Here is a 17,041-nt window from a genome sequence, read left to right as displayed (position 1 = left end):
TGAACGGCCGAAACAAAGAGGCCGCAAGTATACGTTGAATTAGGAGGATGTCACATGATTAAGGCAGTAGTAGGAGCAAACTGGGGAGACGAGGGAAAAGGTAAGATTACCGATATGCTCGCAAAAGAGGCAGACATTATTGTCCGTTTCCAGGGTGGTGCGAATGCAGGCCATACCATTGTAAACAACTATGGAAAGTTTGCACTTCATACCCTTCCATCCGGCGTATTTTACAGCCACACAACAAGCGTAATCGGAAACGGTGTTGCACTCAATATTCCGGTTCTGATCAAAGAGTTAAATGAGATCGTTTCGAAGGGAGTGCCGGCACCGAAGATCAAAATTTCCGACCGTGCACAGATGGTAATGCCGTACCACATCCTGTTCGATCAGTATGAGGAAGAGCGTCTGGGCGGAAAATCCTTTGGTTCCACCAAATCCGGTATCGCTCCGTTCTACTCAGATAAATATGCAAAAATCGGTTTCCAGGTAAACGAGTTGTTCGACGATGAGCACCTGAAAGAGAAACTGAAATCCGTATGCGAAACCAAGAACATTCTGCTCGAGCATCTGTATCACAAACCGCAGTTAAATCCGGATGAGATCTATGCAGAGCTGATGGAATACAAAAAAATGGTTGAGCCATACGTATGCGATACTTCCGCATTCCTGTGGAACGCGATTCAGGAAGGCAAGGAGATCCTGCTTGAGGGTCAGCTTGGTTCCTTAAAAGACCCGGATCACGGAATTTACCCGATGGTAACTTCTTCTTCCACACTGGCCGGCTACGGCGCAGTAGGAGCAGGTGTTCCGCCATATGAAATCAAGAAAATCGTAACCGTATGCAAAGCTTACTCCAGCGCAGTAGGAGCAGGTGCTTTCGTTTCCGAGATCTTCGGCGATGAGGCAGATGAGCTCAGAAGACGCGGCGGAGACGGCGGAGAGTTCGGTGCAACCACAGGCCGCCCGAGACGTATGGGATGGTTCGACTGTGTTGCTTCCCGTTACGGCTGCAGAATGCAGGGTACCACCGATGTAGCGTTCACCGTACTTGACGTACTTGGCTATCTGGATGAGATTCCGGTCTGCACAGCATACGAAGTAGACGGAAAAGAAATCCACGATTTCCCGAACACCAGCATTCTTGAGAAAGCAAAACCGGTGCTGAAAACGCTTCCGGGCTGGAAATGCGATATCCGCGGCATCAAGAAATATGAGGATCTGCCGGAGAACTGCAGAAACTACATCGAGTTTGTAGAGAAAGAAATCGGATTCCCGATCACCATGATCTCCAACGGGCCGGGAAGAGACGATATCATTTACCGCAACAAATAATTCAGGCGGTTTTTAGAGGATTTTTATGAAAAAAGCAGGACAGCTTCTCGCAGTTCTGACAGCGGCTTCCGTGCTGCTGTCGGGCTGTGAGAAGTTAAAAGATGTGACAACGACATCTGTCTATGTGAGCAAAAATGGTGTTGTGACAGAAGCCATTGTGGAAGATTACAGCAAAGACGATGATTACACGGAAGACGAACTGAAGGTCTTTGTGGAGGATGACATCAAAAAATTCACAGAGGAGCGCGGCGATGCGGATTCCGTGAAGCTGGAAAAATGCCAGATCAAAGAGGACAAGGTGGAGATCCGGATGGAATACGGAGATTACCAGTCCTACGCGGATTATCACGGAGCAGAATTTTTCGCAGGCACGCTGGATGAGGCAGAAGAAGCGGGATATGATTTTTCCGCTTCCTTTGTCGATTCTAAAGGCAATGAGGTTTCAGTCGAAGATGCGGTCAAAGGCGTTAAGCATGTACGCGTGATTGTCTGCGAGGAGCCGCTGGAAATCGTAACGGAAGATCCGGTGCTCTGCGTTTTCGGTACAGCCGTGATCAAAGGAAAAAACACGGTGGATACGGCCGGCGAGTGGACCACAAAGTCCACAGAGAGTGCTTCTGCGTCATCATCAGAGCAGACTAAGACAGAAGAAACAGAGCAGGAATATGAGCAGGACGTTCTTCTTGCCAGTCCTGTTATTGTTGTTTATGGTAAGTAAACAAATAAAATAGAGGAGTAACTAACTATGGAAAAGACAATGGACAAAATTGTGGCAGTAGCAAAATCCAGAGGTTTTGTATATCCGGGTTCCGAAATCTACGGCGGCCTGGCAAATACCTGGGATTACGGCCCGCTCGGTGTTGAGCTGAAAAACAACGTGAAAAAAGCATGGTGGCAGAAATTCGTGATGGAGAGCCCGCACAACGTAGGTGTTGACTGCGCGATCCTGATGAACCCGCAGACATGGGTAGCTTCCGGTCATCTCGGCGGATTTTCCGATCCTCTGATGGACTGTAAAGAGTGCCACGAGCGTTTCCGTGCAGACAAGCTGATCGAAGACTTCTGCGAGGAAAAAGGCATTGAAATCGAAGGCGGCAGTGTAGACGCATGGTCCCAGGAAGAGATGAAGAACTTCATCGAGGAGCATCAGATTCCGTGTCCGTCCTGCGGAAAACATAACTTTACCGATATCCGTCAGTTCAACCTGATGTTCAAAACCTTCCAGGGTGTTACAGAGGATGCGAAGAACACCGTATATCTTCGTCCGGAGACTGCACAGGGTATCTTCGTAAACTTCAAAAACGTACAGCGTACTTCCAGAAAGAAAATTCCGTTCGGAATCGGTCAGATCGGTAAATCTTTCCGTAACGAGATTACACCGGGTAACTTCACCTTCCGTACCCGTGAGTTCGAGCAGATGGAGCTGGAGTTCTTCTGCGAGCCTGGCACCGACCTTGACTGGTTCCAGTACTGGAGAGGCTTCTGCATCAACTGGCTGAAGAGCCTCGGCATGAAAGACGAAGAGATGCGTGCAAGAGACCATTCTCCGGAAGAGCTGTGCTTCTACAGCAAGGGAACAACCGATATCGAGTTCCTGTTCCCGTTCGGATGGGGCGAGCTGTGGGGAATCGCAGACCGTACCGATTACGACCTGACCCAGCATCAGAATGTATCCGGACAGGATATGACCTATTTCGATCCAGAGAAGAACGAGAAATACATCCCGTATGTTATCGAGCCGTCTCTTGGTGCTGACCGTGTCGTTCTGGCATTCCTGTGCAGCGCTTATGACGAGGAAGTTCTCGACGCAGAGAAGAATGATGTTCGTACTGTGATGCATTTCCATCCGGCACTGGCACCGGTAAAAATCGGTGTGCTTCCGCTTTCCAAGAAGCTGAACGAGGGCGCTGAGAAAGTCTTTGCAGAGCTGTCCAAGAAATACAACTGCGAGTTTGATGACCGTGGAAATATCGGAAAACGGTATCGCCGTCAGGATGAGATCGGTACTCCGTACTGCATCACCTACGACTTCGATTCCGAGACCGATGGTGCTGTTACCGTCCGTGACCGTGACACCATGGAGCAGGAGAGAATTAAAATTGAGGATCTCGATGCTTACTTTGCAGATAAATTTACTTTCTAATCTGGCTTTTTAGTCCGAAAAAAGAGTAGAAAAAAGGATTCCCACTCGCGGGAATCCTTTTTTGTATACTTTGTATTACTCGATAATCGTACCTGTTTTTCCCTGGAATCCGGCGAGTGCAGAATCAATGGAAGTGATGACTGCGGTACGGCCGATGCCTTTCTCGAGGAAAGAAACAGCTGCTTCCATCTTCGGCAGCATGGAGTTTTCTCCGAACTGGCCTTCTGCGATGTATTTCTTCGCGTCAGCAACGGTGATGTGCTCCAGCGGTTTTTCGTCCGGGGTACCGTAGTTGATGGAAACGTTTTCCACGCTGGTCAGGATCATCAGCATGTCTGCGTTCAGCATTTCTGCCATCAGGCCGCTGGTGAGGTCTTTTTCGATGACTGCGGATGCACCCTTTAACTCTTCATTCTGCGGGAGAACCGGGATTCCGCCGCCGCCTGCTGCGATGACAACCTGTCCGGCATCGAGAAGAAGACGGATGGAGTCGATCTCTACGATATCCTGCGGCTTCGGAGCAGCAACGATTCGGCGGTAGCCGTCCTCGGTTTTCGTTACGTAGTTTCCTTTTTCTTCCTCTGCGTCAGCCTCCTCTTTGGTAAGCGTACGGCCGATCAGTTTGACCGGATTGTTGAAGGCATCGTCGTACGGATCTACTTCAACCTGTGTAAGAATCGTGGATGTGGTTTTGAAGATTCCTCTGCGGAGAAGCTCAGCACGGATGGCGTTCTGCAGGTCGTAGCCGATGTAGCCTTCGCTCATAGCGGAGCAGACAGACATCGGGGCTGCGCTGTAGTCGGTGTGCATTTTGCCGAATTCATTCATCGCCATGTGGATCATGCCGACCTGCGGCGCATTGCTGTGGGTGATGACAACATCAGCGCCGGCAGCAACGAGATCTGCGATTACTTTTGCGGAACGTTTTACGGCTGCTTTCTGTTCCGGCAGCGTCGTTCCAAGAGCTTTGTGTCCCAGTGCAACAACTATTTTTTTTCTTTTCATTGGAAGATACCTCTCTTTGCAGTTCATAGATTTTGATACGAAAAAACCAGGCATCAATATAAAACTATTATAAAGTTTATGGGAGCAAAAATCAAGAAGAAACCGACATTGCGCACATTGAAATGTTTTTCGGACTATGGTATTCTATAAAAGTATCTGAGTCGTAGGGATTTGAAACGTGAAAGGGAGGTCCCGGCATGAAAAACATGCGCACGTTACAAAAGCGGATCGCATATCAGCTCCAGCAGGGCAGTCTGGATGCGGAAGTTACAGGAATCACATGCGACAGCAGAAAAGTACAGCCGCAGAACGTGTTTGTCTGCATCCGCGGAAACAGGATGGACGGGCACGTATATGCAGAAGAAGCAGTCGAGAGGGGCGCTGCTGTCCTGGTTGCGGAGCGGGAACTGGAAGGGATTCCGGAAAAGGTAACCGTACTCGTAGTAAAGGACAGCAGAGAAGCACTCGCACAGCTTTCCTGTGCCTGGGAGGACGATCCGGCGCAGCACCTTGTGACAATCGGAGTGACCGGCACGAAGGGAAAGACGACGACTGCATATATGATTTACGAAATCCTGCGAAAAGCAGGGATCCGCGCAGGACTCATCGGAACGATCGAGACGAGGATCGGGGAAAAAAGCATTCTGTCAGAAAATACAACGCCGGAGCCTGTTGTGCTGCAGAAGCTGTTTTCTGAAATGATGTGGGAGGGCTGCACCCATGTTGTGATGGAGGTTTCCTCGCAGGCGGAAAAACAGCACCGGTGTGATGGAATTACGTTTGATTACGGTGTGTTCACCAACATTGGAAACGACCACATCGGCGCCGGGGAGCATGCATCGTTTGCAGAATATCTGTCCTGCAAAAAGAAGCTGCTTCGCACCTGCAGAACCGGAATTGTAAACCGGGATGACAAAAGGTTTCCGGAGATCATAAGGCAGAGCACCTGCCGTCTGGTGACATTCGGATGCAGGGAAAAAGCTGATTTTATGGCAGCAGATGCAGCACTCGATCAGGCGCCCGGCGTGCTCGGTGTCTCATACCGGGTGCAGGGCGCAGCGGATTTTCCGGTACGGGTAGATCTGCCGGGTCTGTTTTCCGTTTCCAACTCGCTTGCCGCCATTGCGGTCTGCGCGCAGATGGGAATCCCGGAAAAGGCGATGCAGGAGGCACTTTCCGCAGTCCGCGTCCGTGGGCGGTGTGAGGCAGTTCCGGTGTATCCGGAAATGACGCTTCTCATTGACTACGCACACAATGCGATGAGCCTTGAAAGCCTGTTAAAGACACTGCGGAAATACCATCCGAAGCGCCTGATCTGTCTCTTCGGCTGCGGCGGAAACCGCGCGCGGGACCGGAGATTCCAGATGGGAGAGGTGTCGGGGCGTCTGGCGGATCTGACCGTCATCACCTCGGACAATCCGCGGGATGAGGAACCACAGGCGATTCTGGACGATATCCGGACGGGAATCGGGAAAACAGAAGGCGCTTTCGTTGAGATTGCGGACCGTAAGGAGGCGATCCGGTATGTGATCGAAAACCGGCAGCCGGGCGATCTCGTGGTGCTCGCGGGAAAAGGCCACGAAACGTATCAGATCCGGAAGGGGAAACGGTACGAGATGGATGAGCGCGTGCTGATCCGGGAAATACTGGAAGAAAGTAAGGGGAATGTATGAGCAGCGTTTACGCTGATGTAATCGTAGATATCACAAATGAAAAACTGGACCGGACCTTTCAGTACAAGGTTCCGCCGGAACTGACAGGGGAGATCGGTCCGGGAACGGCGGTACAGATTCCGTTTGGAAACGGAAACCGCACGATCACCGGCTATGTGCTTTCCATCGGAAACGAGCCGAAATATCCGCAGGACCGGATGAAGGCCATCCTTGCGGTACAAAAGGATGCGGCGACCGTAGAGACGAAACTCATCGCGCTCGCCGCGTGGATGCGTCATACGTACGGATCGACGATGATCCAGGCGTTAAAGACGGTGCTTCCGGTCAAAGTAAAGGCGCGCGGGAAAGAAACCCGCGAAATTGCGCTTCTTGCAGATCCCGCAGAGTGTGAGGAGCTGCTGGAAAACTACAGAAAGAAAAATTATAAAGCGAGAATCCGTCTCTTAAACGCGCTGCTGGCCCAGCCGGTTCTTCCAGGGCCGGTTGTGAGCAAGGAACTGAAAATCACGGCAGATACGCTGCACGTGATGGAAGAGCAGGGCGTGTTGGAAATCCGCCGTACGAGCACCTGGAGAAATCCGGTATCTGATGCGGCAGGAAGAACAACTGCGGGAAAACCAAACGAACAGCAGCAGGCCGTGGTGGACGGCATTCAAAAGGAATGGGAAGGGCAGAACCGCCCCTGCCTGATCCGCGGTGTGACGGGAAGCGGCAAAACGCTCGTCTATATGGAGCTGATGGAGCGAGTGCTGAAGGAAGGAAAACAGGTGATCGTGCTGATCCCGGAGATTGCGCTGACGTATCAGAACGTGGAGCGGTTCTGCGCACGGTTTGGAACAAGGGTCACGGTGGTCAACTCGCGGATGACACCGTCCGAGCGCGCCGACCAGATGGAGCGCGCGCGGCGCGGGGAGGTCAGTATTATGATCGGTCCGCGTTCCGCACTCTTTGCACCGTTTCCGGATCTGGGGCTGATCGTAATCGATGAGGAGCATGAAACCTCCTATAAAAGTGAAGTGACGCCGCGCTACCATGCAAGGGAGACCGCCGTGCGCCGCGCCGGGCTGGAGCATGCCCATGTGGTGATGGGTTCGGCAACGCCGTCGGTGGATGCTTCTTACGCCTGCGAGACGGGAGCGTACGCGCTGTTCCGGATGGATGCGCGGTACGGAAATGCAGCACTTCCGTCCGTATGGATCGCGGATATGCGGGAAGAATTACAGATGGGAAACCGTTCGATTCTGTCCGGAAAACTGCGGGAAGAGATCGAAAAACGGCTTGAAAAAAAGGAACAGGTTGTACTGTTTCTGAACCGCAGAGGCTATGCGGGCTTCGTCTCATGCCGTGCATGCGGCCATGTGATGAAATGCCCGCACTGCGATGTATCACTGACAGCACACAATAACGGAAAGCTCATCTGCCATTACTGCGGTTATGAAACACCGCAGGTACATGCGTGCCCGTCGTGCGGTTCCCCGTACATCGGCGGCTTCCGTGCCGGCACACAGCAGATCGAGCAGAACGTGAAAAAGCTGTTTCCAAAGGCACGCGTTCTTAGGATGGACGGCGACACGACAAAAACGAAAAACAGTTATGAAGAAATCCTGTCCTCATTTGCGGCGGGGGAGGCCGATATCCTGATTGGAACCCAGATGATCGTAAAAGGCCACGATTTCCCGAATGTCACGCTGGTGGGAGCGCTGGCGGCGGATCTCTCCCTGAATGCAGTCGATTACCGTGCCGGGGAGCGTACGTTCCAGCTGCTGACGCAGGCAGTCGGCCGCGCCGGAAGAGGCGAAAAGCCGGGAATGGCAGTCATTCAGACGTACCATCCCGAACATTACAGCATTCAGACGGCGGCAGAGCAGGATTACGGGACATTTTACGAGAAAGAAATGGACTACCGCCGTCTGATGGGATATCCACCGGCGGCGGAGCTTCTGGCGATCCACGGAGCCGGGGAGGATGAAGCGCATCTGACGCAGGCGATGGAATACATTCGCAGATATCTCATCCGCATCCGGGGAAACCGCGAAGTCCAGATCATCGGCCCGGCAAGTGAGGCAGTGTCGAAAATCAATGACCTGTACCGCATGGCCGTGTATGTACGCGCGCCGCAGGAAGAGGTGCTGGCAGAGCTGCGGGAAAAACTGGAGCGGTATATCGAGATTAACAAAGGCTTCCGTACCGTTTATTTACAGTTTGACTTCAGCAGAAAGTATTAGTTTTTTCATACTATTTACACATAGATTATTTATAATAGAAGAGCAAAAGAAAGGAAAAGAATTATGGCAATCAGAGAAATCAGAGTCGTAGGCGACCGCGTATTAACAAAAAAATGCAGACCGGTGGAGAAGATGACACCAAGAATCAGCGAGCTGATCGACGACATGTTTGACACCATGTATGAGGCAAACGGTGTCGGCCTTGCCGCACCGCAGGTCGGCATCTTAAAGAGAATCGTAGTCATGGATGTGGATGGAACCCCACATCTTCTGATCAATCCGGAAATCCTGGAGACTTCCGGAAGCCAGACAGGAGCAGAAGGCTGCTTAAGCCTTCCGGGAAAATCCGGTACAGTAACCCGTCCGAATTACGTAAAGGTAAGAGCGCTGGACCGCGACATGCAGCCGTTTGAACTGGAGGGAACCGAACTTCTTGCCCGCTGCATCTGCCACGAGTGCGATCACCTCGATGGACATATGTATACAGAAAAAGTAGAAGGCGAACTCTGGGACAACACGTACGATGAGTATGAGGAGTACGAGGACGAAGAGTAAGTCTTAAAATAAAGGAGATGACTTCAGATGAAAGTGGTATTTATGGGAACCCCGGATTTCTCCGTGGGAACACTTGAGGCGCTCGTGGAGGCCGGTTATGAGATCACAGGCGTTGTGACCCAGCCGGACAAACCGAAGGGCCGCGGAAAACAGATGATGCCGACACCGGTGAAAGAGGCAGCCGAAAAACACGGCCTTCCGGTCTATCAGCCGCGCCGCGTGCGGGATGCAGAGGCGATCGAGGAGATCCGGAAAATGGAGCCGGATGTGATCGTTGTCGTTGCATTCGGCCAGATTATTCCAAAAGAGATTTTGGACATGCCGAAATACGGATGCATCAACGTTCATGCATCCCTGCTTCCGGCTTACCGCGGAGCAGCGCCGATCCAGTGGGCTGTCATGAACGGCGATGAAGTGAGCGGCGTAACCATTATGAAGATGGATGAAGGCCTCGACACAGGCGATATGCTGACGAAAGTGGAAGTTCCGCTTGCAGCAGATGAGACCGGCGGCAGTCTCTTTGACAAGCTCGCCGCAGCCGGAGCAAAACTTCTGGTGGAGACACTTCCAAAACTTGAAAAAGGCGAAGTGACACCGGAAAAACAGCCGGAGATAAGCACTACAGAGTATGCGCGGATGATCAAAAAAGAAGACGGAAAGATCGACTGGACGAAGAGTGCCGTTGAGATCGAACGTCAGATCCGTGCGATGAGCCCGTGGCCGAGTGCTTTTACAAAAGTAAACGGAAAGAACCTGAAAATCTGGGATGCCAAAGTCATTGCCATGTTCGGCGGCGATCTGTTCTCGAAAATTCCGGGACAGAATCCGACGAAGAGTGCCGGAAAAGTCTGGGTGGCAGATGAGACAGGTCTCCATGTAAAGACGGGAGACGGCATTCTGGTGATCGAGGAGCTGCAGCTCGAAGGAAAGAAACGGATGAAAACCGCCGATTTCCTGCGCGGCTATGCGATCGAGCCGGGTACCAGACTTGGCGAATAAAAGAGAAAAAGCAACCTGAAGTTGAGGCGGGGAACGGCACAGCGGTGTGATGGCTGCTGTGCCTGAGAAAAAAGGAGAAAAACGATATGGGACTTTTTTATGACAGTACGTATCTGCTGGTGATTCTTGCCGCACTGATTTCCATGGCGGTATCCGTCCGCATGAACACGATTTTCAGCAAATATCAGACCGTCCGCTCGTACAGCGGCATGACGGGACGCGAGGCGGCGATGCGCATTCTGCATCAGGCCGGCATCTACGATGTGACCGTCCGCCACGTATCCGGTAAACTGACCGATCACTATGATCCGCGGACAAAAACCGTGAATTTATCGGATGCGGTTTACGATTCAACCTCGGTCGCAGCGATCGGTGTCGCAGCGCATGAGTGCGGCCATGCCGTACAGCACAATACGGATTACGTGCCGCTGAAAGTAAGAAGCGCCATTGTTCCGGCAGCGAATCTTGGATCCCAGCTTTTCTGGCCGCTGTTCCTGATCGGACTGATTTTCAGCCTTCCGATGCTGGTGAAAGCCGGTATCTGGCTGTTTGTGCTGGCACTGGCATTCCAGGTGGTAACACTTCCGGTCGAGTTCGATGCGTCGAGAAGAGCATTAAAAATGCTCAGTGAGGGCGGTATGGTGACAGAGACGGAACACGACGGAGTCAAGAAAGTACTCTGGGCTGCAGCCATGACATACGTGGCAGCGGTGATCGGTTCTCTGCTGCAGCTGCTCCGGCTGCTGATTTTATCCGGAGCATTTAGGAGAAATGATGACTGATACAATCAATACAAGAGAGCTGATTATGAACATTCTGCTTGAGATGGACAGGGAGAAAACGCCCTGCCATCTTGCTGTAAGGGATGCCCTCGATAAATACCAGTTCCTGCCGCGGCAGGACCGTGCGTTTATCAAGCGGGTCTGCGAGGGAACCGTGGAATACGGCATCCAGAATGACTACATCATCAATCAGTATTCCAAAATCAAGATCAACAAATGCAAGCCGGTGATTCGTGCGATCTTACGGATGTCGGTGTACCAGATCCGTTTTCTTGACGCAGTACCGGATTCGGCAGTCGTCAATGAGGCGGTGAAACTGGCGGAAAAGAAGCATTTTTACAACTTAAAGGGCTTTGTCAACGGCGTTCTGCGCACGATCGTGCGGGAGAAAGATCATCTGCCGATGCCGAAGGAGAACAATACTACGCAGTATCTTTCCGTGAAATACTCCATGCCGGAATTTCTGGTTGAGGAGTTCGTATCCCAGTACGGAAAAGAAACGGCAGAAACGATGATGGCGGATTTCCTGAAAGAAAAACAGGTGACGATCCGTATCAACCGCTGGAACAATACGATCGAGGAGACGAAGAAAAGCCTGGAAAGCCAGGAGGCAGAGCTGGAAAAAGCGCCGTATCTTGGCGAGGCGTTCTATCTGAAAAACTTTGAGACGATCGCATCACTGAATGCCTTCCAGGAAGGCCGGTTCCAGATTCAGGATGTGAGCTCCATGATGGCGGCGCATCTGGCGGATCCAAAGCCGGGTGACCAGGTGCTGGATCTCTGCGCGGCACCGGGTGGAAAGAGCCTCCATGCAGCAGATAAAATGAGAAATCAGGGATGCGTGGAAGCGCGTGATCTCACCGAATACAAGGTCGATCTGATCCGGGAAAATGTGCAGAGAGCAGGTGTTTCCTGCGTCGTGCCGAAGGTAAAAGATGCGGAACAGCTCGATGCGGAATGGATCGGAAAAGCGGACGTTGTGATTGCGGACCTGCCGTGCACCGGATACGGCGTCATCGGCAGAAAGCCGGATATCAAATATTACGCTTCAAAAGAAAAAGAAGAGGAGCTGGTACGGATTCAGCGGGCAATCCTTGCAAATGCCGCATCGTACGTAAAGCCGGGCGGCACACTGCTGTACAGCACATGTACCGTCAACAGAAAAGAAAACAGCGAGAATGCCGCATGGTTTCTGGAACAGTTCCCGTTTGAAGCAGTCAGTCTGGATGAACTGCTGCCGGATGAGCTGAAAAGCGGAGAAACGGCCAAAGGACAGCTGCAGCTGATCCCGGGGGTACACAAGACAGACGGATTTTTCCTTGCAAAATTCCGGAAAACAGAGAAAGGACGGGCGTAACAGATGGATATTAAATCAATGACCTTAGACGAATTAAAGGACGCCTGCCAGCAGATGGGAGAAAAGCCGTTCCGTGCCAAACAGTTATACGACTGGATGCATCATCGTCTGGCGGGCAGCTACGATGAGATGACGAATCTCTCGCTTGCCTTCCGGGAAAAATTAAAGGAACAGTATCCGCTTACCTGTCTCGAAAAAGTGCAGGTGCAGGAGTCCAAAATCGACGGAACGAGAAAATACCTGTTCCGCCTTAGCGACGGCAACGTGATCGAGAGCGTCTGGATGAAGTACCACCACGGAAATTCCGTCTGCATCTCATCCCAGGTCGGTTGCCGGATGGGCTGCCGCTTCTGCGCGTCCACAATCGGCGGACTCGTGCGGTGCCTGACTCCGTCGGAGATGCTCGACCAGATTTACCGGATTTGGGAGGACACCGGGGAGCGGGTCTCCAATCTGGTTGTCATGGGAACGGGTGAGCCGATGGACAACTACGACAATCTGGTGCGCTTCGTGCGGCTGCTTTCGAGCCAGGAAGGACTCAACATCAGCCAGAGAAACATCACCGTTTCCACCTGCGGAATCGTGCCGAATATGTACAAATTGGCAGATGAGGGACTCCAGATCACCCTGGCACTTTCCCTTCATGCGCCGAACGATGAAAAGCGCCGCGAGCTGATGCCGATTGCCAATAAATATTCCATTGATGAAATTCTCGATGCATGCCGCAATTACTTTGCAAAAACAGGCCGTCGGATTACATTTGAGTACTCTCTCGTTGGCGGGAAAAATGACAGCGAAGCCGATGCAAAAGAGCTTTCCGCGCGGATTTCGGATATCAACTGTCATGTAAATCTGATCCCGGTCAACCCGATCAAAGAGCGCGATTACGTGAAATCAACGAAAAAAGTCGTAGAGAATTTCAAAAATAAACTTGAAAAATACGGAATTAATGTTACTATTAGAAGGGAAATGGGCGCCGATATTGACGGAGCCTGTGGACAGTTAAGAAAAAGTTTTATCGATAAATCAAACGAACAGCCGTAAAAAGCGGCTGTCAATACAGGAGAAAAAAGCATGAAGGTATTTTCTGCAACCGATATCGGACAGAAACGGACGATGAACCAGGATTTTGTGTTTGCCTCCGCCTCTCCGGTCGGAAACCTTCCGAACCTCTTTGTCGTTGCAGACGGCATGGGAGGCCATAACGCGGGCGATTTTGCTTCGCGTTACGGTGTTTCTGTACTGGTGGAATCTGTAAAAAGGGATACGAATTTCAACCCGGTGCGGATTATTCGGCATGGAATTGAAGCAGCAAACAGCCAGATTTTTGAGCAGGCAAAACGAGATATATCCATGGAAGGCATGGGTACGACGATGGTAGTAGCTACGGTTGTCGGCAACTATGCCTACGTTGCAAACGTAGGAGACAGCAGGCTGTATCTGGCAGCAGATGGCACGTTTGACCAGGTGACGCAGGACCATTCCCTGATTGCAGAGATGGTGCGCCTTGGAGAACTCACTCCCGAGCAGGCGCGGAATCACCCGGACAAAAACATTATTACCAGAGCAGTAGGCACACAGGATACCGTAAAGATTGATTTCTTTGACATTCAGCTTGAAGAGGGCAATCAATTGGTGATGTGCTCGGACGGCCTTTCCAACATGGTAACGGATGAGGAGATTTTCGAACTCATCTGCCGAGAAGACGGTGAGGACAAGGCGAAACGTTTAATTGATAAAGCAAATGCAAATGGCGGCAGAGACAATATCGCAGTCATTGTCGTTGAACCATTTACAAACGAGGTGAAAGAATGTTAAAAGAGGGCGTTATTTTAGGAGAACGATATGAGATCATAAGCCGGATCGGTTCCGGCGGTATGGCTGATGTCTACAAAGCAAAAGACCACAAGCTGAACCGCATGGTGGCCGTCAAGGTTTTAAAACCGGAATTCCGGGAGGATAAAACCTTTATCCGCAAGTTCCGCACGGAGGCACAGGCCGCAGCAGGACTGTCCCATCCGAATATTGTAAACGTGTACGATGTCGGGGAGGACCGCGGCGTTTACTATATCGTCATGGAGCTTGTCGAGGGAATTACTCTGAAGGATTACATTGACCGCAAAGGGAAACTGAGCGTAAAAGAGGCAACCAGCATCGCCATTCAGGTTTCCCTTGGTCTTGAAGCAGCACACAACCGCAATATTGTACACCGCGATGTCAAACCGCAGAACATCATCATTTCCACAGACGGAAAAGTAAAACTTTCCGACTTTGGTATTGCAAAGGCAACTTCTTCCAATACGATCAGTTCGAACGTTATGGGAAGCGTACATTACAGCTCTCCGGAGCAGGTGCGCGGCGGATATTCGGACTATAAGAGTGATATCTATTCCCTTGGCATCACCATGTACGAGATGGTAACCGGAAGAGTGCCGTTTGACGGCGATACCACCGTTGCCATCGCAATCAAGCATCTGCAGGAGGAGATTGAATCTCCATCCAAATATACCCCGAACCTTCCGTTCGCACTGGAGCAGATCATCTTAAAATGTACCCAGAAGAGCCCGGACCGCCGTTACAATAACATGGCGGAGCTGATCGACGACTTGAAGCATTCGCTGATGGAGCCGCAGGGCAATTTCGTAAAAGTAACTCCGTTAAGTTCTCACGCCGAGACTGTTATGGTATCCGCAGAGGAGTTAAGCCAGATCCGTTCCGGCGCAGCAGCAAAGGCAAATGCGCAGACGGCAGAGGAGCCGGCCCGCAAGCGCTACAGCAAGATCGAGGATGAGGAAGAGGACGAAGATTACAGCTACGAGGACGAAGAAGACGAGGATGAGGACGAAGAAGAGGATGACCGCGATTCCTACGATGAGGATGACGACGATTCCTACTACGACGATGACGACGACGATGACAAAGCCGGAAACAAACTCGAAAAGATCATCACAATCGGCGGTTTTGCGATTGCAGCCATCATCATCTGCATGCTGATCTACTTTATTGCACAGGCAGCCGGCATTGTCGGCGGAAAAGGACCGACCGCAGCTTCTTCCAGTTCCGCATCATCTTCGAGCAGCACGGAAGTTGTTTCTTCCAGCAGCAAAGAAGAGGAAAAAGTAACCGTTCCGGATCTGACCAACAAAACCGAGGCAGATGCCGTCGATCTGGCAAACAGCCTGAACCTTGGTGTAGTCAACGGCGGAACCGAGGCATCGGATGTCATTGAGGCAGGAAAGATCTGCCGCCAGGATCTGAAACCGGGAACGAAAGTCGATAAAAATGCAACGATTACGTATTATGTAAGCTCCGGAAAAGAAACCGTAACCATTCCGACCGGCATTGTTGGAACACAGAAAGACGCTGCAAGTGCTGCACTGACTCAGCTGGGACTGCAGGTTTCCACAACAGAGGATTTCAGCGATACCGTTGCAGAAGGCTTGGTTATTTCCGTTGACCCGTCAGAGGGAAGTCAGGTTGCGCCGGAATCTACCGTTACGCTGGTGATCAGCAAGGGATCCAAGGACGCGGAAGAAATTGCAATCCGTGATGTAATCGGCCTGGATGAGGAGACAGCAAAATCAATCCTGAGCGATTTCAATATTATTGTGAAAACAGGAACCAGCAGCAAGGTGGCCGAGGGCGAAGTCATGGAGGTTGACCCGGCAATCGGAACCAAAGTAAAGAAAGGTTCTGACGTTACGATTTATGTCAATAGCCCGAGTGCACAGCCAACGACGCCGGATGAGAATACACCGACCCCGACACCGGCAGAGCCGGGCGCAAATACCGCTACGGATGTTACCTGGTCCTGCAGCCAGACCTTAAGTGCGCCGGATCAGTATCAGGGTGGTATTGCAAAAATTGAGCTGATCCAGGATGATGGGAACGGAAACGAGACCTCCATCACCATCATGGACGGACAGGCCATTACGAGCTGGCCGTATTCTGTCAACACCAACTGGAGTGCTTCATCGTCTGCTTCTTCTACCGGAAGAATCGTCTTCTATGAGATGGATTCGAGCGGAAGTTATCAGGCAATTGCACAGTACCCATCGGTTCCGTTGAGTGAAGGGTGAGTATGACAGGAAAGATTATGAAAGGAATTGCCGGATTCTACTACGTAGACGTAGAAGAATCCGGCATTTATGAGTGCAAAGCAAAAGGAATTTTCCGAAAGGAAGGCCAGAAACCGCTCGTCGGAGATCTTGTGGAGATCGAGATTCTGGATGAAGCGGAAAAAACAGGAAATATGACCCGGATTCTGCCGCGAAAAAATGAACTGATCCGTCCGGCAGTGGCCAATATTGATCAGGCGCTTGTGATTTTTGCGTTGGAAAATCCGACCCCGAACCTGACGCTTCTGGACCGTTTTCTTGTGATGATGGAACAGCAGAACGTTCCGACGGCAATCTGTTTCAATAAAAGAGATCTTGCGGGGGAAGATTACACAGACCATCTGCGAAGCGTCTATGAGAACTGCGGTTACCGTGTCTTTACGGTGAGTGCAGCGAAAGAGCAGGGCATGCAGGAAGTGGAAGCATACCTGAAAGGGAAAACAACGGTGGTAGCCGGTCCGTCCGGCGTCGGAAAATCTTCGATCACAAACCGGATGCAGAAAGAAATCCAGATGGAGACTGGAGAGATCAGCAAAAAGCTGAAAAAAGGAAAACACACGACGCGCCATTCCCAAATGATCCCGATCGACCATGAGACGTATCTGTGCGATACGCCGGGGTTCAGCTCGCTTTATACAACCGATATGGAAAAAGAGGAGCTGAAAAACTTTTTCCCGGAATTTCATCCGTACGAAGGAAAATGCCGTTTCCTCGGCTGCATCCACGGAAAAGAGCCGGGCTGTGCCGTCAAAGAGGCACTGGAACAGGGAAATATCAGCAAAGAAAGATTTGAAAACTATACCATGTTCTATGAAGAACTGAAAGAACAGGAAAAGAGGAGATACTAGC

General features: G+C 51.3%; 14 protein-coding genes. 13 read left to right on the top strand and 1 reads right to left on the bottom strand.

Annotation, left to right across the window (positions count from 1 at the left end):
* Nucleotides 1–54: 54 nt before the first annotated feature.
* The 3 genes from DXD02_RS09115 to DXD02_RS09105 are packed head-to-tail and all read left to right on the top strand — an operon-like array spanning nucleotide 55 to nucleotide 3,478.
* Nucleotides 55–1,335 (top strand): adenylosuccinate synthase, encoded by a 1,281-nt coding sequence (locus DXD02_RS09115; protein WP_055265795.1) that lies wholly within the window; start codon nucleotides 55–57, stop codon nucleotides 1,333–1,335.
* Nucleotides 1,336–1,360: 25 nt separating this feature from the next.
* Nucleotides 1,361–2,053, top strand: coding sequence for a hypothetical protein (locus tag DXD02_RS09110; RefSeq protein WP_118666751.1), 693 nt, complete (start codon nucleotides 1,361–1,363; stop codon nucleotides 2,051–2,053).
* A gap of 27 nt (nucleotides 2,054–2,080) precedes the next feature.
* Nucleotides 2,081–3,478, top strand: a complete 1,398-nt coding sequence (locus DXD02_RS09105) for a glycine--tRNA ligase (protein WP_055265793.1) — start codon at nucleotides 2,081–2,083, stop codon at nucleotides 3,476–3,478.
* A gap of 75 nt (nucleotides 3,479–3,553) precedes the next feature.
* On the opposite strand, the gene arcC is transcribed toward DXD02_RS09105, so the two are convergent.
* Entirely contained in the window at nucleotides 3,554–4,483 is a 930-nt protein-coding gene (gene arcC, locus DXD02_RS09100) for a carbamate kinase (RefSeq protein WP_022463144.1), read from the bottom strand.
* 197 nt (nucleotides 4,484–4,680) lie between these two features.
* Between arcC and DXD02_RS09095 the strand changes: the two genes are divergently transcribed.
* From DXD02_RS09095 to rsgA, 10 genes are all read left to right on the top strand, one after another.
* Nucleotides 4,681–6,156 (top strand): UDP-N-acetylmuramoyl-L-alanyl-D-glutamate--2,6-diaminopimelate ligase, encoded by a 1,476-nt coding sequence (locus DXD02_RS09095; RefSeq protein ID WP_118666750.1) that lies wholly within the window; start codon nucleotides 4,681–4,683, stop codon nucleotides 6,154–6,156.
* Nucleotides 6,153–8,381, top strand: coding sequence for a replication restart helicase PriA (priA, locus tag DXD02_RS09090; protein ID WP_118666749.1), 2,229 nt, complete (start codon nucleotides 6,153–6,155; stop codon nucleotides 8,379–8,381). The genes DXD02_RS09095 and priA overlap by 4 nt, the downstream gene beginning before the upstream one ends.
* Before the next feature lie 63 nt (nucleotides 8,382–8,444).
* The gene (gene def, locus DXD02_RS09085; RefSeq protein WP_055219778.1) at nucleotides 8,445–8,936 is read left to right on the top strand and encodes a peptide deformylase; all 492 of its coding nucleotides are present in this window, start codon (nucleotides 8,445–8,447) and stop codon (nucleotides 8,934–8,936) included.
* A gap of 27 nt (nucleotides 8,937–8,963) precedes the next feature.
* The gene (gene fmt / locus DXD02_RS09080; protein ID WP_055219781.1) at nucleotides 8,964–9,935 is read left to right on the top strand and encodes a methionyl-tRNA formyltransferase; all 972 of its coding nucleotides are present in this window, start codon (nucleotides 8,964–8,966) and stop codon (nucleotides 9,933–9,935) included.
* Nucleotides 9,936–10,021: 86 nt separating this feature from the next.
* Nucleotides 10,022–10,717: a zinc metallopeptidase gene (locus tag DXD02_RS09075; protein ID WP_118666748.1), complete on the top strand. Its 696-nt coding sequence runs from the start codon at nucleotides 10,022–10,024 to the stop codon at nucleotides 10,715–10,717.
* The gene (rsmB, locus tag DXD02_RS09070) at nucleotides 10,710–12,074 is read left to right on the top strand and encodes a 16S rRNA (cytosine(967)-C(5))-methyltransferase RsmB (RefSeq protein WP_118666747.1); all 1,365 of its coding nucleotides are present in this window, start codon (nucleotides 10,710–10,712) and stop codon (nucleotides 12,072–12,074) included. Before DXD02_RS09075 ends, rsmB begins: the two co-directional genes overlap by 8 nt.
* A gap of 3 nt (nucleotides 12,075–12,077) precedes the next feature.
* Entirely contained in the window at nucleotides 12,078–13,118 is a 1,041-nt protein-coding gene (gene rlmN / locus DXD02_RS09065) for a 23S rRNA (adenine(2503)-C(2))-methyltransferase RlmN (protein ID WP_055226967.1), read from the top strand.
* A 30-nt stretch (nucleotides 13,119–13,148) separates the two neighbouring features.
* A complete protein-coding gene (locus tag DXD02_RS09060; protein WP_022463152.1) occupies nucleotides 13,149–13,892 on the top strand; it encodes a Stp1/IreP family PP2C-type Ser/Thr phosphatase in 744 nt (247 codons plus the stop codon).
* Nucleotides 13,886–16,153 (top strand): Stk1 family PASTA domain-containing Ser/Thr kinase, encoded by a 2,268-nt coding sequence (gene pknB / locus DXD02_RS09055; RefSeq protein WP_118640304.1) that lies wholly within the window; start codon nucleotides 13,886–13,888, stop codon nucleotides 16,151–16,153. Before DXD02_RS09060 ends, pknB begins: the two co-directional genes overlap by 7 nt.
* 2 nt (nucleotides 16,154–16,155) lie before the next feature.
* Nucleotides 16,156–17,040, top strand: a complete 885-nt coding sequence (rsgA, locus tag DXD02_RS09050) for a ribosome small subunit-dependent GTPase A (protein WP_055219788.1) — start codon at nucleotides 16,156–16,158, stop codon at nucleotides 17,038–17,040.
* The last annotated feature ends 1 nt before the right edge of the window (nucleotide 17,041 follow it).

Origin of the sequence: Blautia sp. TF10-30 (assembly GCF_003481245.1) — a bacterium.
Classification (GTDB): Bacteria; Bacillota; Clostridia; order Lachnospirales; family Lachnospiraceae; genus Fusicatenibacter; species Fusicatenibacter saccharivorans.
The sequence above is the reverse complement of the archived record's forward strand: the minus strand, read 5'-3'. Positions and strand labels throughout refer to the sequence as shown.

Bases quoted from the DNA above. Each gene is read 5' to 3' on its own strand.
- priA (WP_118666749.1), top strand. From the start codon at position 6,153: ATGAGCAGCGTTTACGCTGATGTAATCGTAGATATCACAAATGAAAAA.
- DXD02_RS09115 (WP_055265795.1), top strand. From the start codon at position 55: ATGATTAAGGCAGTAGTAGGAGCAAACTGGGGAGACGAGGGAAAAGGT.
- DXD02_RS09105 (WP_055265793.1), top strand. From the start codon at position 2,081: ATGGAAAAGACAATGGACAAAATTGTGGCAGTAGCAAAATCCAGAGGT.
- rlmN (WP_055226967.1), top strand. From the start codon at position 12,078: ATGGATATTAAATCAATGACCTTAGACGAATTAAAGGACGCCTGCCAG.
- DXD02_RS09110 (WP_118666751.1), top strand. From the start codon at position 1,361: ATGAAAAAAGCAGGACAGCTTCTCGCAGTTCTGACAGCGGCTTCCGTG.
- fmt (WP_055219781.1), top strand. From the start codon at position 8,964: ATGAAAGTGGTATTTATGGGAACCCCGGATTTCTCCGTGGGAACACTT.
- rsgA (WP_055219788.1), top strand. From the start codon at position 16,156: ATGACAGGAAAGATTATGAAAGGAATTGCCGGATTCTACTACGTAGAC.
- rsmB (WP_118666747.1), top strand. From the start codon at position 10,710: ATGACTGATACAATCAATACAAGAGAGCTGATTATGAACATTCTGCTT.
- arcC (WP_022463144.1), bottom strand. From the start codon at position 4,483: ATGAAAAGAAAAAAAATAGTTGTTGCACTGGGACACAAAGCTCTTGGA.
- def (WP_055219778.1), top strand. From the start codon at position 8,445: ATGGCAATCAGAGAAATCAGAGTCGTAGGCGACCGCGTATTAACAAAA.
- DXD02_RS09095 (WP_118666750.1), top strand. From the start codon at position 4,681: ATGAAAAACATGCGCACGTTACAAAAGCGGATCGCATATCAGCTCCAG.
- DXD02_RS09075 (WP_118666748.1), top strand. From the start codon at position 10,022: ATGGGACTTTTTTATGACAGTACGTATCTGCTGGTGATTCTTGCCGCA.
- DXD02_RS09060 (WP_022463152.1), top strand. From the start codon at position 13,149: ATGAAGGTATTTTCTGCAACCGATATCGGACAGAAACGGACGATGAAC.
- pknB (WP_118640304.1), top strand. From the start codon at position 13,886: ATGTTAAAAGAGGGCGTTATTTTAGGAGAACGATATGAGATCATAAGC.